Here is a 13,910-nt window from a genome sequence, read left to right on the forward strand (position 1 = left end):
CCCGACGGTGCGGGGCCCCACCGGCCACGGTTGAGGAATCGCGGGTCAGCGGACCTCGGTGATCTCCGGGCCGCGCTCCAGCTGGCCCATTCCACCGCCGAAGCGGGAGCCTTCCTGCTCCTCGGCCGTCTGCACGCCGTCCGGCACCATCTGGGCGTCGTTCGGCAGCTTCAGGACGATGGGGTCGCGCGGGGCCATCGGGCCCTCGCCCCGGAGCACGACGGTGTCCCGGAAGATCTGCTCCAGCACTCCGGCCGATTCGGGGCGCACCGCGCCCTGGCCGGAGATCACGCCGCGCAGGAACCAGCGCGGCCCGTCGACGCCGACGAAGCGCACGAGCTGTGCGCCGGTCTGGCCGTCGGGCAGCGGGACGGGCACCTGCGCGCGCAGCTCCCAGCCCAGCGGGCCCTCGACCTCGTCGATGATGCCGCCCTGCTGGGTGATGCCCGAGGCGATCTCCTCGCGGACCTCGCCCCAGATGCCCTCCTTCTTGGGCGCGGCGAAGGCCTGCAGCTGCACGGCGCTGTCCCCGAGGACCACGGTCGCGGCGACGATCGCGTCCCCGGCGACCTCGACGCGCAGCTCCATGCCCTCGACACCGGGTACGAGGATGCCGCCCAGGTCGACCCGGCCGTCGGTCGGGTTTCCGGGCACTTCGGAGACGTCCCACGGGCCGTCGGGCCGCGGGGCCGGAGGCAGGTTCACCCTGCGCGGCCCGGCGGAGTCGAGGCCGTCGGCGTCGTCCGGCTCGTCGGCGCGCACGCCGTCGACCTGCTCGGCCGCGCCGCCGTCCTTGACGGAGTCGTTCTTCTTGCGACGTCCGAACACGTCACTGTCCTTCCCGGTCGGTTACGACCGAAGCGTAGCCATTCCCACCCTGCTGACCAGCGCCGGATCCGGCCACGGCCGCATGACCGCCGGTGGAGCCGAACCCCCCGTCGGCCCGGGCCGAGCCGGGAAGCTCCTCCACCTCGTGGAAGCGCACCTTCTCGACCCGCTGGACAACCAGCTGGGCAATGCGGTCGAAACGCTCGAACCTGACGCTCTCGCGCGGGTCGAGATTGACCACGATCACCTTGATTTCCCCACGGTACCCGGCATCCACCGTCCCCGGGGCATTCACGAGCGCGAGCCCGCAGCGGGCGGCCAGGCCCGAGCGCGGGTGCACGAAGGCGGCGTACCCGTCGGGCAGCGCGATGGAGATCCCGGTGGGCAGTACGGCCCGCTCCCCGGGTTCCAGCTCGGCGGCCGCGGTGGTCACCAGGTCGCAGCCGGCGTCGCCGGGGTGACCGTAGGCGGGCAGGGGCACCTCGGGGTCGACGCGACGGATCAGCACGTCGACGTCGTAACGGGGTGCGTGGTTGTTCTGGGACATCAGGGGTTCACCTCGAAGGCGCGTGCGCGCCTGACCTGGTCCGGGTCGGCCATCGCCGCCCGGATCTCCTCGGGCCGACCGTTGTCGATGAAGTGGTCGACCTTCACCTCGACGAACAGGGCCTCGGCGCGTACGGCCACCGGACCCTGCGGGCCGCCTATCCTGCCGACGGCCTTGGAGTAGATCTTCCGCCCGGCGACGGCGGTGACCTCGGCCTCCAGGTGCAGCACGGTGTCCACGGGCACGGGCCGCACGAAGTCGGTCTCCAGCCGGCCTGTGACCGCGATGACGCGCAGCAGCCAGTTCAGGGAGCCGAGCGTCTCGTCCAGCGCGGTGGCCAGGACGCCGCCGTGGGCGAGCCCGGGAGCGCCCTGGTGAGCGGGCTTGACGGTGAACTCGGCGGTGACGCGCACGCCCTCACCCGCGCGGGCCTCCAGGTGGAGCCCGTGCGACTGCCCCTCGCCGCAGCCGAAACAGTGCTCGTAGTGCGCACCGAGGAGCTCACCGGGGGCCGGGGCATCGGGATGCCGGACCGGTGCGACGGCATCGGCCGGGGGCGTCAACGCTGTGTTTCGTCCACTCACAGCCGCAGACCTTACCCGCGCGGCTACCCGCCGGTCGCCTCGTGGGAGGCTTGCCCCCATGCAGCTCTCCCCCGCGCACCACGACGAACGCCTCTCCGCCCCCCGCGCCTGGTGGGGCATCGCCGCGCTGACCGGTCTGGCGTGCGCCCTGATGCTGCTCCCGCTGGGCGCGCTGCCGCCGCTGGCCGGGCTCGTCGGCGGCAGCGCGCTGGCGGGGATGCTGGTGAGTTCGTACGGTTCCGCGCGCGTGCGCGTGGTGAACGGGTCCCTGGCCGCGGGCGAGGCCCGGATCCCGGTGACGGCGCTGGGCGAGCCGGAGATCCTGGAGCCGGAGGAGGCCCGCGCCTGGCGCACGTACAAGGCCGACACCCGCGCGTTCATGCTGATGCGGAGCTACGTCCCGACGGCGGTCCGCATCGAGGTCACCGACCCGGCGGACCCGACCCCGTACGTCTACGTCTCCACCCGCGAGCCCCAGTCCCTGGCGGCGGCCATCCGCGCGGCGAAGACCGACTCCGCGGCCGCCTGAGACGGGAGCCGAATCCCAGCCCCGCCGGCGCCTGATACGCGGCGCCCGGTCCAACGGCGCCGCACCAAAATCCAGCCCCACCGGCGCTTGAGGCGCGGGGTCCGGGGCGGAGCCCCGGGAGGCAGGCTCAGTCCTCCTCGCGCTCCGGGCCCTCCAGCTCGGCCCTGGCGACCCCGGGAAGGGGCTGGAAGGGGGCGTCAGGGGGCGGAGCCTCCGGCAGGGCGCCCCAGGGCACGGCACGCCGCCGCAGGTCACCACGCACCTTCTCGGCGAGTTTCCGCGTGTCGCGGCGGTTCATGACCGCTCCGACCGCCGCACCCACCATGAACGGCATGAGGTTGGGCAGGTTGCGGAACATCCGCTTCATGATCTGCTGGCGCAATTCGCGCTTCATCTGCCCGCCGAGCGCCGCGTTCAGCGTCGTCGGCTTTGTCAGGTCGATCCCGCGTTCCTCGGTCCAAGCCGTGAGGTAGGCGTGACTGCGGTCCTTCAGGGCGCCGGGCGGCCGCTGTCCGTAGACCTCGTGGAGTTCGGCGACGAGCTTCAGCTCGATCGCGGCCACGGCGGTGATCTCCGCGGCCAGCTCCGCCGGCATCGCGGGCGGAACCGGCAGCATCGCCGCGGCGCCGATGCCCGCGCCGACGGTCGACGTGGCATGGGCGGCCCCGGAGATCAGCTTGTCGGCCAGCTGATCGGGATCAAGGCCCGGGAACTGCGCGCGCAGGGTCGCGAGGTCCCGAACCGGAACGCGCGGTGCGTTCTCGATGATGCGCTCGGTGATGTACAGGGCGGCGGCCTTGGCGCTTTCGCCGCCCTTGCGCACACCGTTCTTGACGGCTTGCATCCGACCCGCCCCGGGCTTGTCCCGGGACCCCTCGTCGGCCGCTGGGGCCGACGGCACCGCCTCCACGGCGCCGGAGGGCACGGCGGTCCCTTCGGAGGCCGAGGCGCCGGAGGCACCGGGGCCCGTTTCCGGGCCCGTGGCCGCCTGCGTCTCCGCCGGACCGCCAGATTTCCGGAAGCGTCGCTTCCGAAAGGGCGTCGAGCCGGTCACGGCCGAGGCCTCAGTCGCAGTCGCGGCAGATCGGCTGGCCGTTCTTCTCCCGTGCCAGCTGGCTGCGGTGGTGCACCAGGAAGCAGCTCGTGCAGGTGAACTCATCGGCCTGCTTGGGAAGGACCCGGACGGCCAGTTCCTCATTGGAAAGGTCCGCGCCGGGCAGCTCCAGGCTTTCGGCGCCGTCGAAGTCCTCGACATCTACGGTCGAAGAGGACTTCTCGCTGCGCCGTGCCTTCAGCTCCTCGATGCTGTCGTTGTCGACGTCATCGTCGGTCTTGCGTGGGGTGTCGTAGTCCGTTGCCATTTTTTCGCTCTCCCCCTCTGGGATTTAGCGGTGTCTCAGCGCACGTAACGCGCGAGAGGCCGGACTTGTGCCCGACCTGAGGCGGAGATTTTGCCTCACATCAAGGTCTGTTACTCAATCGACACCCAGCCGCGCACCCGAAGGGGCTTGTAGCTGGGATGACGACCGGGACCGTACACGGTCCGGGGGCCGTCTTGCACAAACGCCACCCCGTGTATTTCCCGCCATCAGGGGGGCCGGAAACCCGGACTTCCCGGGCTTTCCGGCCGCCCCAAGGTCACTGAACGCACATGACCCGCCACTCGACAATGTGATCGATCACACAGATACCACCGGTCGCCACTCCCTGCCATTCCGCTGACAGCGAACACGGCCCCTGGTGGATCAAAGGGGCAACGTGACGCGCATCACGAGGCCACCGCCCTCGCGGGGGGTCGCCAGGATGCGTCCGCCGTGTGCGCGCGCCACGGAGCGCGCGATGGACAGGCCGAGCCCCACACCCTTGTCGCTGCCCGTTCGCTCCGTACGCAGCCGTCTGAAGGGCTCGAAGAGGTTGTCCACCTCGTACGCGGGAACAACGGGACCCGTGTTCGATACGAGGAGCACCGCCTGGCCGTGCTGGACCTCGGTCGTGACCTCCACCCAGCCGCCCTCCGGCACGTTGTACCGGACGGCGTTCTGCACCAGGTTGAGGGCGATCCGCTCCAGCAGGACGCCGTTGCCCTGGACCACGGCCAGCGCGCGCTCGCCGCGGATCTCCACGCCCTTCGCCGCCGCCTCCCCGCGCGCCTGGTCGATGGCGCGCGAGGCGACCTCCGCCAGGTCGACCGGTTTGCGCTCGACGATCTGGTTCTCGCTGCGGGCCAGCAGCAGCAGGCCCTCGACCAGCTGCTCGCTGCGCTCGTTGGTGGCCAGCAGCGTCTTGCCCAGCTGCTGGAGCTCCACCGGCGCCCCCGGGTCCGACAGGTGCACCTCCAGCAACGTCCGGTTGATGGCCAGCGGGGTCCTCAGCTCGTGCGAGGCGTTGGCCACGAAGCGCTGCTGGGCCGTGAAGGCCCGCTCCAGGCGGTCCAGCATCTCGTCGAAGGTGTCGGCGAGCTCCTTCAGCTCGTCGTCCGGCCCGTCCAGCTCGATCCGCCGGGTCAGGTCGGAGCCGACCACGCGCCGGGCGGTACGGGTGATCTTGCCCAGCGGCGAGAGCACCCGGCCGGCCATCGCGTAGCCGAAGGCGAACGCGATGATGCTGAGGCCCAGCAGGGCCATCAGCGAGCGGCGCAGCAGGTCGTCCAGCGCGCGCTTGCGCTGGTCGAGGATGCACTGCCCGATCGCGGCGTTGAACTGGTCGATCGACTGGTGCACGCCCACCCCGGAACAGGTGGTGCTGGAGACCTCGACCTGCTGACCCCCGACGATCTTGAACGGGAGCGCGTTGCCCTCCCGGAGGGCCTGCGCGGCCAGCAGGTAGATGATCGACAGCAGCAGGATCCCGGCGATCAGGAACATGCCGCCGTACAGCAGCGTGAGCCGTATCCGGATGGTCGGTCTCAGCCAAGGGAAGGGACCCTCGGGCTGGCCGGGGTCCCAGGTCGGTTTCGGTGGCGCCGCCGGTGGCGCCGGGGTCGCGGCCACCGGATCAGATCCGGTATCCGGAGCCGGGCACGGTCACGATGACGGGCGGCTCCCCGAGCTTGCGGCGCAGCGTCATCACGGTCACCCGGACCACGTTGGTGAAGGGGTCGGTGTTCTCGTCCCAGGCCTTCTCCAGCAGCTGCTCGGCGGAGACCACGGTCCCCTCGCTGCGCATGAGCACCTCCAGCACCGCGAACTCCTTCGGCGCCAGCTGCACTTCCCTGCCCTCCCGGAAGACCTCGCGCCGGTTGGGGTCCAGCTTGATCCCGGCCCGCTCCAGGACGGGCGGCAGCGCCACGGTCGTACGCCGCCCCAGCGCCCGGACGCGGGCGGTCAGCTCGGTGAAGGCGAAGGGCTTGGGCAGGTAGTCGTCCGCCCCCAGCTCCAGGCCCTCGACCCGGTCGCTCACGTCGCCGGAGGCGGTGAGCATGAGCACACGGGTGGGCATGCCGAGCTCGATGATCCGCCGGCAGACGTCGTCCCCGTGGACCAGAGGAAGGTCCCGGTCGAGCACGACCACGTCGTAGTCGTTCACCCCGACGCGCTCCAGGGCAGCGGCGCCGTCGTACACGACGTCCACGGCCATGGCCTCCCGGCGCAGGCCGGTGGCCACCGCATCGGCGAGCAGTTGCTCGTCCTCGACGACGAGTACGCGCACGTCGTTTCCTTCCTTCGAGCCCAGAAGGGCACACGTGTATTGCGCCTCCATCCTGCCGGTTTCCGCCGTAAACCGGCTGTAAGGCGTCCCTCGGAGCCCTCGGCGGACACGTGTACGGGGGTGGACACGGCGTGTGGATGAGGTGGAGGTGAGGATTCCCTCGTCTTACGAGGTTTCTGGGCCCAGGGTGCCGGGGAGGACGTGAGAACACCCCAACCACTCCCTGACGGCGGACTGCCCGTGCTCTCCGCCGCCGACCCACGAAGAGGGGGCGCACCCACCATGGACGCATTCACCGCGGGTCTTCTGCAGCGCATCAAAGCCACGCAGTCGGACCTCAGCAAGGCCCGTGAGACGGGCGACGACTACCTCGCGGATGTGGAGCAGGCCGAGCTGGAAGATCTCCAGCGGCTCGCCGCGGAACACGGCGTGCCCGTGTCCGCCGCCTGACCCCTCAGCACCCGGCCCCAGCCCGACCGGACCCCGGCCGCCGTTTTCGGCTGCCGGGGTCCGTTTTCATGTCCGGGTCCCATGTCCGGGCTGCATGTCCGGACGGGGCGTCAGTCGTGCCAGGCCCCGGTTTCCTCCAGCAGCGGCTGGAGCGAGGCGAAGACGGCCGGGGAGGCCGCCAGGGCCAGCTCGCCCGAGGCCGGTTCCCCGGGCCGCCCGCCGGTGAGGGCCCCCGCCTCACGGGCGATCAGGTCGCCCGCGGCGAGGTCCCAGGGGTTCAGCCCGCGCTCGTAGTACCCGTCGAGGCGCCCCGCGGCGACGTCGCACAGGTCGAGCGCCGCCGATCCGCCGCGCCGGACGTCCCGCACCAGCGGGATGATCCGCCGGGCGACCTCGGCCTGGTGGGCCCGCCGGGTCTGGACGTACGCGAACCCGGTGCCGATCAGCGCCCGGTCCAGCGGCGCGGCCGGCCGGCACGCGAGCCGGGCCGACCCCAGCCAGGCCCCGCCGCCGAGCACCGCGTGGTACGTCTCCCCGCGCATCGGGGCCGCCACCACCCCGGCCACCGTCTCGCCCCGGTACTCGGCGGCGATGGACACGCCCCAGCTGGGCAGCCCGTAAAGGTAGTTGACGGTGCCGTCCAGCGGGTCGACGACCCAGCGGACCCCGCTGGTACCGGGCACGTCGGCGCCCTCCTCACCCAGCAGCCCGTCCTCGGGCCGCCGTTCGGCGAGGATCCCGGTGATCAGCTTCTCGGCCGCGATGTCCATCTCGGTCACCACGTCGACCGGGCTGGACTTGGTCGCCGCCACGGCCAGGTCCGCGGGGCGGCCGTCGCGCAGCAGCTCCCCGGCCCGCCGGGCGGCTTCCAGGCCCACGTACAGCAGTTCGGCCTTCAGTTCTTCGGAGATCAAGGTCCCGCTCCCTACGCGTACGGACTGTCGGCGCCCGCGGCCGCGGGCCGGGGCTCGCGCGCCGGGCAGCAGCCCACGGCGCAGAGGTCGTGACCGGCTCCGAGCAGCCCGAGCGCGCACCGCCGGACGCCCTCGCCGCGTTCGGCGGCGGCCCGCTCCAGCACGAGGTCGCGTACGGCCGCCGCGAACCGCGGGTCCGCGCCGACGGTCGCGGAGCGGGCGACGGGCAGACCCAGCTCGGCGGCCTTCGCCGTGGCCTCGGTGTCGAGGTCGTACAGGACCTCCATGTGGTCGGAGACGAACCCGATCGGGACCATCACCGCCGCCGGGGCGCCGGCGGCGTCCAGGGCCTCCAGGTGCTCGCAGATGTCCGGTTCCAGCCAGGGGATGTGCGGGGCGCCGCTGCGCGACTGGTAGACGAGCTCCCAGGGCAGCTCGGTGCCCGTCTCCGCGCGGACCGCGTCGGCGATCACCTTGGCGACGTCCAGGTGCTGCTTGACGTAGGCCCCGCCCTCGCCGTGCTCCTCGGCCGGGCCCGAGGCGTCGGCGGCCGCGGTCGGGATGGAGTGGGTGGTGAAGACCAGGTGGGCGCCGTCGCGCACCGCGTCCGGGAGCCCGGCGAGCGAGGCGAGCACGCCGTCGATCATGGGCTGTACGAAGCCGGGGTGGTTGAAGTAGTGCCGCAGCTTGTCCACCCGGGGCAGCTCGGCCACGCCCTCCGCTTCGAGGGCGGCCAGCGCGTCGGCGAGGTTCTCGCGGTACTGGCGGCAGCCCGAGTACGAGGCGTAGGCGCTGGTGGCGAGGACGGCGATGCGGCGGCGGCCGTCGGCGACCATCTCCCGCAGCACGTCGGTCAGGTACGGGGCCCAGTTCCGGTTGCCCCAGTACACCGGCAGGTCCAGCCCGTGCCCGGCGAAGTCCTTGCGCAGGGCGTCCAGCAGTGCGCGGTTCTGCCCGTTGATGGGGCTGACCCCGCCGAAGCCGAAGTAGTGCTGTCCGACCTCCTTCAGCCGCTCGCGCGGGATGCCGCGCCCGCGCGTGACGTTCTCCAGGAACGGCACGACGTCGTCGGGTCCCTCGGGGCCGCCGAAGGACAGCAGCAGGAGGGCGTCGTAGGGGGCGGCGAGGCCTTCGGCCACGGGCGCGTCGGGGGCACGGAGCTGGTCTGACATGCCTCGAATCCTGCCACCCGGCGTCCGCCGGGGAGAACCGCCCGGTCCGCATCCCGGACGCGCCACAGGTAAGGTGACCCTAAGTTCCAGCGGCCCGAGCGGAAACGTTCCGGCCGTTCCCCGTGCGGGTGCCGTATCGGCGGTCGTAACCTGTATGGGCCGTTGACGTCCCTTACGGAGACACCTTGCCTAGTCCCTATCGCGCGATCTTCGCGGCCCCCGGCACCAAGGGGTTCAGCGCCGCCGGCCTCATAGGCCGGCTGCCGATCTCCATGGTGGGCGTCGGCATCCTGACCATGATCTCGGAGATCACCGGCCGCTACGCGATGGCCAGCGCCCTCACCGGCACCCTCGCGCTGGCGGCCGCCGTCATCGGCCCCCAGGTCTCCCGGCTGGTGGACCAGTACGGGCAGCGGCGGGTCCTGCGCCCCGCGACGCTGATCTCCGTCGCCGCGGTCGCGGGCCTCCTGCTGGCCGCCGCGAACGGCCTCCCCGACTGGACCCTCTTCGTCTTCGCCGCCATCGCGGGCTGCGTCCCGAGCGTCGGATCGATGGTCCGCGCCCGCTGGACCACCCTCTACCGGGACTCGCCCCGCGAGCTGCACACCGCGTACTCCTTCGAGTCCGTGGTCGACGAGGTCTGCTTCATCTTCGGCCCCATCCTCGCCATCGGGCTCTCCACCACCTGGTTCCCCGAGGCGGGCCCGCTGATCGCGGCCGTCTGCCTGCTCGTCGGCGTCTGGCTGCTCACCGCCCAGCGCTCCACCGAACCCGCGCCGCACCCGCGCGACGAGCGGACGCGGCGCACCTCCGCCCTGCGCTCCCCCGGCCTCCAGGTGCTGACGGCCACCTTCGTGGCGACCGGCGCGATCTTCGGCTCCATCGACGTGTCCACCCTGGCCTTCGCCGAGGAGCAGGGCCACAAGGCCTCCGCCAGCTTCATCCTGGCCATCTGGGCGGCCGGATCCTGCCTGGCGGGCATCGTCTTCGGCCTGCTCCATCTCAAGGGCCGGACCGAACGCAGGTGGGTACTGGGCATCTGTGCGATGGCCGTGAGTATGATCCCCCTCCTACTGGCCGGGAACCTTCCGTTTCTGGCCGTGGCGCTCTTCGTCTCGGGCCTCGCCATCGCTCCCACGATGATCACCACGATGGCCCTGATCGAAGCGCACGTACCACGCGCGAAGCTCACCGAGGGCATGACCTGGATCAGCACCGGCCTGGCGGTCGGGGTCGCGGTCGGCTCCTCCGTGACCGGTCTCGTCATCGACGCGGCCGGCGCCCAGCGCGGATACGTCGTCTCGATCGCGTCGGGAGCCGCCGCGGCGGCGGTGGCGTTCGCGGGTTACCGCCGGCTGACGAGGCCGGCGCAAGGGGAGGAGCCTTCCACCGATGGCGACGGGGACAGCAGCGCAGAAACACCGGCAGACCACGTGGCGTAACTGGGCGGGCAACGTGAGCGCCACGCCCGCGCGCGTGGTGAGCCCGACCTCGGTCGGGGAGCTCCGGGAGGCGGTCCGCCGGGCCGCCGGGGAGGGACTGCGGGTGAAGGCGGTCGGCACCGGCCACTCCTTCACCGCGGCGGCGGCGACCGACGGAGTGCTCGTACGGCCTCAGGCCCTGACCGGGATCCAGTCGGTCGACCGCACCGCCGGGACGGTCACGGTGGCGGCCGGCACGGTCCTGAAGGACCTCAACCTGGCCCTGGCCGCGCAGGGCCTCTCGCTCACGAACATGGGCGACATCATGGAGCAGACGGTGTCGGGCGCCGCGAGCACCGGCACGCACGGCACGGGCCGCGACTCGGCCTCCATAGCCGCCCAGATCCGCGCCCTGGAGCTGGTCACCGCGGACGGACAGGTCCTGGCGTGCTCCGAGAAGGAGAACCCTGAGGTCTTCGCCGCCGCCCGGCTCGGCATCGGCGCCCTGGGCATCGTCACCTCGCTCACCTTCGCGGTGGAGCCGCTCTTCTTCCTGACCGCCCGTGAGGAGCCCATGGCCTTCGACCGGGTGACCGCCGAGTTCGACCAGCACGTCGCGGAGAACGAGCACTTCGAGTTCTACTGGTTCCCGCACACGGGCAACTGCAACACCAAGCGCAACAACCGCAGCCAGGGCCCGGCCGCCCCGCCCGGCGCCCTGAGCGCCTGGGTCGAGGACGAACTGCTGTCCAACGGGGTCTTCCAGGCCGTCAACTCGCTGGGCCGCGCGCTCCCGGCGACCGTCCCCGCCATCGCCCGGGTCGCCAGCCGCGCCCTGTCGGCGCGCACCTACACGGACATCCCGTACAAGGTGTTCACCAGCCCGCGCCGGGTGCGTTTCGTGGAGATGGAGTACGCCCTTCCGCGCGAGCGGCTCGTCGAGGCGCTGCGGGAACTCAAGGCGATGGTCGACCGCTCCCCGCTGCGGATCAGCTTCCCGGTGGAGGTGCGCACGGCTCCGGCCGACGACATCACCCTGTCCACGGCCTCGGGCCGGGAGACCGCGTACATCGCGGTGCACATGTACAAGGGCACCCCGTACCAGGCCTACTTCACGGCCGCGGAGCGCATCTTCACCGCGCACGGCGGGCGGCCGCACTGGGGCAAGGTGCACACGCGGGACGCGGAGTACTTCGCCGAGGTCTACCCGCGCTTCGGGGAGTTCACCGCGCTGCGCGACCGGCTTGACCCGGACCGGGTGTTCGGCAACGACTACCTGCGGCGCGTGCTCGGGGCCTGAGCCCGCCCGGCCGGTCAGGGAGCGCTCAGGCCGCCCTGCTCCAGGCCGTCCGCGCCCTGCCCGGTGCCGGAGCCCGTGCCGGAGCCGCTGCCGGTGCCCGTTCCCGAGCCGCCGGTACCGGGCGTCGGGGCGGGCGGGGTGACGGGCTTGGAGGGCGTGGCGCCCGGGGAGGCCGGCGGGCTCGGCGTCACCGGCGGCGTCGGGCTCCCCGAGGGCGTCGTGCCCGGGGCGGGGCTGTGGCCGCCCGTGCCTCCCGAGGTGGAAGGGCTCGGGGAGGTCCCGGAACCGGGGCTCTTCCCGTCCTTCTCCCCCCGCTCGCCCGAACCGCCGCCGTCCCGTTCCTTCTCGGACGGGGACGGACGGTGGTCGGGGGCCTTGCGGGAGCCGGCCGACAGCAGGGTGCCGCCGTCGCTGCTGATCGAGGTGCCGGCGACGGCCTCGTAGGTCCCGAGGCCGCCGATGGCCAGGGCGAAGGCCGCCCCGGAGGCCACCGCCGTGCGCTTCCAGCCCCGTACGCGGGTGCCGTGCACGGTGCCCTCGCCGAACTCCCCCGAGGGGTGCGCGGCATCCGCGTACTCCCCTGCGCCGGGCAGCGGCACCTGGCGGGCCTTCGGGCGGGCGCTCTCGCGCAGCTGGTCGCCGGTGCGCCGGAAGACGTGCTGGATGACCGGGCCGCCGGCCGTGGCGACCACGCTCACCACGCCGGCGCCGAGGATGGTCCCGTAGACACCCAGCTTCGAGGCGAGCAGGGCCGCCGCCACGGTCGCCAGGGAGGAACCCGCGATCTGGGCGACGCTCAGATCGAGCTTCCCGCCCTCGGACTTCTCCGGTTCGCTTTCCCGCGCCGCCTTCTGACCCATCGCCATCCCCTGTGCGTCCTGCCTCTCGTGCTTCTCCTCTTCCAGCAGTTACTGACACCTGAACGAAAGGGATAGTTCCGGTTCTGCGGATTCTGTGAAGCAAGACACCCGAAAACGGACGCGCGTGCAGGTGGGCCCCGCCACGGGCCCGATTCCGGGCAGCCCAACTCCCGCCGCCCGGGACAAGTTCGGCGGCGCGGCGGTCCACCCAGGTGGCCCGAATGGAGTACTGTGGCGAGCCCTGGGGCCGTCCTTCCTTACGGATGTCCGGACTCGGGAGAGGGGGCCGGCTGATGGAAAAACGGCACTCAAGACCGGTGATGCCGCGGTATCGCACGGGCTCCTGCTGCGCACAGTAACCACGCGGTCACTGTGCGTGCCCAACAGGTAACCGTGCCATAACGTCGATCAAGGGCGCTTGCCCGACACGCCGGTTTAACTCGGCAAGGTTGTGGCAGGCTGCACCCGGGCAGGCCACACTCGACTAGCGGAAGCAGCGACGCACGTGACGTCGGCAGGCACCACCCGGGAGGTCCCCATGCCCGAACTGCGTGTCGTGGCCGTCTCAAATGACGGAACACGACTGGTGCTCAAGGCTGCGGACAGCACGGAGTACACGCTTCCGATCGACGAGCGTCTACGGGCTGCCGTACGCAACGACCGTGCGCGCCTGAACCAGATCGAGATCGAGGTGGAGAGCCACCTCCGCCCCCGCGACATCCAGGCCCGCATACGGGCCGGCGCCTCCGCGGAGGAGGTCGCTCAGCTCGCCGGCATCCCGGTCGACCGGGTCCGCCGCTTCGAGGGTCCCGTCCTGGCCGAGCGCGCCTTCATGGCGGAGCGGGCCCGCAAGACCCCCGTACGGCGTCCCGGCGAGAACACCGGACCGCAGCTCGGCGAAGCCGTGCAGGAACGGCTCACCTTGCGCGGGGCCGACAAGGACTCCGTCCAGTGGGACTCCTGGCGCCGCGACGACGGCACCTGGGAGGTCCTGCTGGTCTACCGGGTGGCCGCCGAAGCGCACTCGGCCAGCTGGACGTACGACCCGCCGCGCCGGCTGGTCGTGGCCGTGGACGACGAGGCGCGCTCCCTGATCGGCGAGTCGGACGACCTGCCGTCGACCCCGGAGCCGAGCTTCCCCTTCGTCCCGAGGATCGCCCGCCTGCCCCGCGACCGGCCGCTGGACCGGGCCCTCGACCGGCAGCTGGAGCGGCCCGACCCCCGGTCCGCGCCCGCACCGGAACCCGAGGAGGAACGGGACACGCTGACCAGCCTGCTGGAAGCGGTCCCGAGCTTCCGGGGGGACATGGTGGTCCCGGACCGGACCGACCGCGGCGCCGAGCCCCCCGCCGAGGAGCCCGAGAGCGAGGAGCCCCCGGCCGCGGCGGCGTCGGCCGGCGCCGGATCGGCGTACGCGGACGTGCTGATGCCTCGTACCGTCGCGGGCCATCGCGAACGTCTCACCGGCACGACGGACCGTCAGGCCGAGGCCGACGGGGTACGGCCCGGGCGCCGCGCGGCGGTGCCCAGCTGGGACGAGATCGTCTTCGGGACCCGGCGCAAGAAGCAGGAGTAGGAGCTGCGGGGTCACTGCAAGAGAAGGCTTCTTGATGAGGGTACGGGAGTCGAAATGTGCCCACGATGGACATTTTCCCTC

15 protein-coding genes are annotated in these 13,910 nt (G+C 72.1%); 5 read left to right on the forward strand and 10 right to left on the reverse strand.

Annotation, left to right across the window (positions count from 1 at the left end):
* Window positions 1-45: 45 nt before the first annotated feature.
* From ACFV0Q_RS26865 to ACFV0Q_RS26875, 3 genes are read right to left on the reverse strand one after another with little or no spacing between them, the layout of a single operon-like run.
* On the reverse strand, window positions 46-828 hold the full coding sequence (locus tag ACFV0Q_RS26865; RefSeq protein WP_385008931.1) for a DUF3710 domain-containing protein: 783 nt from the start codon (window positions 826-828) through the stop codon (window positions 46-48).
* A 1-nt stretch (window position 829) separates the two neighbouring features.
* A complete protein-coding gene (gene dut / locus ACFV0Q_RS26870; RefSeq protein WP_385008932.1) occupies window positions 830-1,375 on the reverse strand; it encodes a dUTP diphosphatase in 546 nt (181 codons plus the stop codon).
* A complete protein-coding gene (locus tag ACFV0Q_RS26875) occupies window positions 1,375-1,959 on the reverse strand; it encodes a PaaI family thioesterase (protein WP_385008933.1) in 585 nt (194 codons plus the stop codon). Before ACFV0Q_RS26875 ends, dut begins: the two co-directional genes overlap by 1 nt.
* Window positions 1,960-2,017: 58 nt before the next feature.
* On the opposite strand from ACFV0Q_RS26875, the gene ACFV0Q_RS26880 reads away from it, so the two are divergent.
* A complete protein-coding gene (locus ACFV0Q_RS26880) occupies window positions 2,018-2,488 on the forward strand; it encodes a DUF3093 domain-containing protein (RefSeq protein WP_385008934.1) in 471 nt (156 codons plus the stop codon).
* Window positions 2,489-2,615: 127 nt separating this feature from the next.
* On the opposite strand, the gene ACFV0Q_RS26885 is transcribed toward ACFV0Q_RS26880, so the two are convergent.
* The 4 genes from ACFV0Q_RS26885 to ACFV0Q_RS26900 form a co-directional block, all read right to left on the reverse strand.
* The gene (locus ACFV0Q_RS26885) at window positions 2,616-3,542 is read right to left on the reverse strand and encodes a hypothetical protein (protein ID WP_385008935.1); all 927 of its coding nucleotides are present in this window, start codon (window positions 3,540-3,542) and stop codon (window positions 2,616-2,618) included.
* A gap of 10 nt (window positions 3,543-3,552) precedes the next feature.
* Entirely contained in the window at window positions 3,553-3,849 is a 297-nt protein-coding gene (locus tag ACFV0Q_RS26890) for a DUF4193 domain-containing protein (RefSeq protein WP_385008936.1), read from the reverse strand.
* A gap of 384 nt (window positions 3,850-4,233) precedes the next feature.
* Window positions 4,234-5,478, reverse strand: a complete 1,245-nt coding sequence (locus ACFV0Q_RS26895; RefSeq protein ID WP_266573502.1) for a HAMP domain-containing sensor histidine kinase — start codon at window positions 5,476-5,478, stop codon at window positions 4,234-4,236.
* A gap of 4 nt (window positions 5,479-5,482) precedes the next feature.
* The gene (locus tag ACFV0Q_RS26900) at window positions 5,483-6,136 is read right to left on the reverse strand and encodes a response regulator transcription factor (RefSeq protein WP_266573503.1); all 654 of its coding nucleotides are present in this window, start codon (window positions 6,134-6,136) and stop codon (window positions 5,483-5,485) included.
* Window positions 6,137-6,418: 282 nt separating this feature from the next.
* Here ACFV0Q_RS26900 and ACFV0Q_RS26905 point away from each other — a divergent pair, with 282 nt between their 5' ends.
* Window positions 6,419-6,586, forward strand: coding sequence for a hypothetical protein (locus ACFV0Q_RS26905; RefSeq protein WP_164720975.1), 168 nt, complete (start codon window positions 6,419-6,421; stop codon window positions 6,584-6,586).
* A gap of 110 nt (window positions 6,587-6,696) precedes the next feature.
* Here ACFV0Q_RS26905 and ACFV0Q_RS26910 read toward each other — a convergent pair whose 3' ends face one another.
* Window positions 6,697-7,500 carry an inositol monophosphatase family protein gene (locus tag ACFV0Q_RS26910; RefSeq protein WP_385008937.1) on the reverse strand — a complete coding sequence of 268 codons (804 nt, stop codon included), beginning with the start codon at window positions 7,498-7,500 and terminating at the stop codon, window positions 6,697-6,699.
* Between the two features lie 11 nt (window positions 7,501-7,511).
* Window positions 7,512-8,672, reverse strand: coding sequence for a ferrochelatase (locus tag ACFV0Q_RS26915; protein ID WP_385008938.1), 1,161 nt, complete (start codon window positions 8,670-8,672; stop codon window positions 7,512-7,514).
* A gap of 185 nt (window positions 8,673-8,857) precedes the next feature.
* Here ACFV0Q_RS26915 and ACFV0Q_RS26920 point away from each other — a divergent pair, with 185 nt between their 5' ends.
* Together ACFV0Q_RS26920 and ACFV0Q_RS26925 are read left to right on the forward strand one after the other, a co-directional pair.
* Window positions 8,858-10,114 carry an MFS transporter gene (locus ACFV0Q_RS26920; RefSeq protein ID WP_385008939.1) on the forward strand — a complete coding sequence of 419 codons (1,257 nt, stop codon included), beginning with the start codon at window positions 8,858-8,860 and terminating at the stop codon, window positions 10,112-10,114.
* A complete protein-coding gene (locus tag ACFV0Q_RS26925) occupies window positions 10,065-11,393 on the forward strand; it encodes a D-arabinono-1,4-lactone oxidase (RefSeq protein WP_385008940.1) in 1,329 nt (442 codons plus the stop codon). Before ACFV0Q_RS26920 ends, ACFV0Q_RS26925 begins: the two co-directional genes overlap by 50 nt.
* 14 nt (window positions 11,394-11,407) lie before the next feature.
* Here ACFV0Q_RS26925 and ACFV0Q_RS26930 read toward each other — a convergent pair whose 3' ends face one another.
* Window positions 11,408-12,253 (reverse strand): hypothetical protein, encoded by an 846-nt coding sequence (locus ACFV0Q_RS26930; protein ID WP_385008941.1) that lies wholly within the window; start codon window positions 12,251-12,253, stop codon window positions 11,408-11,410.
* Window positions 12,254-12,758: 505 nt separating this feature from the next.
* On the opposite strand from ACFV0Q_RS26930, the gene sepH reads away from it, so the two are divergent.
* Window positions 12,759-13,829, forward strand: a complete 1,071-nt coding sequence (gene sepH, locus ACFV0Q_RS26935; protein ID WP_385008942.1) for a septation protein SepH — start codon at window positions 12,759-12,761, stop codon at window positions 13,827-13,829.
* Window positions 13,830-13,910: the final 81 nt, after the last annotated feature.

Source organism: Streptomyces sp. NPDC059564 (assembly GCF_042735575.1).
In the GTDB taxonomy this organism is placed as follows: domain Bacteria; phylum Actinomycetota; class Actinomycetes; order Streptomycetales; family Streptomycetaceae; genus Streptomyces.